The sequence below is a fragment of the Bordetella hinzii LMG 13501 genome, from assembly GCF_001548475.1.
GTDB classification, from domain to species: domain Bacteria; phylum Pseudomonadota; class Gammaproteobacteria; order Burkholderiales; family Burkholderiaceae_B; genus Bordetella; species Bordetella hinzii.
This window is the reverse complement of the sequence record NZ_LRUJ01000087.1, coordinates 1-545: the sequence shown is the minus strand read 5'-3', so window position 1 is coordinate 545 and position 545 is coordinate 1. Positions and strand designations below refer to the sequence as shown.

1 protein-coding gene and 1 pseudogene are annotated in these 545 nt (G+C 70.8%); one reads left to right on the top strand and one right to left on the bottom strand.

All coding sequences use genetic code 11. The features are described from left to right. Positions 1–285 (top strand): annotated as a pseudogene (locus tag AXA74_RS23690) (phosphoenolpyruvate phosphomutase); the annotation flags it as partial. A gap of 28 nt (positions 286–313) precedes the next feature. Here the strand turns inward: AXA74_RS23690 and AXA74_RS23685 are convergent. Beyond that, a partial coding sequence (locus AXA74_RS23685; protein ID WP_248845125.1) for a tripartite tricarboxylate transporter substrate-binding protein occupies positions 314–545 on the bottom strand: 232 nt, incomplete at its 5' end.

Here is a 545-nt window from a genome sequence, read left to right as displayed (position 1 = left end):
GCCTTCGTCGCCGCCTGGCCGGGCCGCAAGCCGCTGGTGCTGGTGCCCACCGCGTACCCGCAGCTGGGCGAGCGGGATATCGCCGCGCTGGGCAAGGTGGGCGTGGTCATCTACGGCAACCACGCCATCCGCGCCGCCGTGGGCGCCATGCGCGAGGTCTTCGCGCAGATCCGCCGCGACCAGGGCATCGGCCAGGCCGATGGCGGCCTGCCCACGGTCAAGGAGATCATCGCCCTGCAGGGCGATGCGCACATGCGCGAGATCGAGGCCCGCTACCTGAAGTAGGCCGCCCGGCGCGGGCGGCCGCGCGTCCTTACTTGGCGGTGATCTTCGCGTCGCGGATGATGCGCGCGAAGTTGTCCACGTCCTGGCGGAAGAACTTCTCGAAGCTGGCCTGGTCGCGGTACTCGACGCGCGCGCCGGTGCTTTCGAGCGACTTGACCAGCTCCGGGTCGGCCATGATGCGGCCCACCGCGTCCGACAGTTTCTTGACCACGGGCGCGGGGGTGCCGGCCGGCGCGAACAGGGCGATCCACGAACTCATG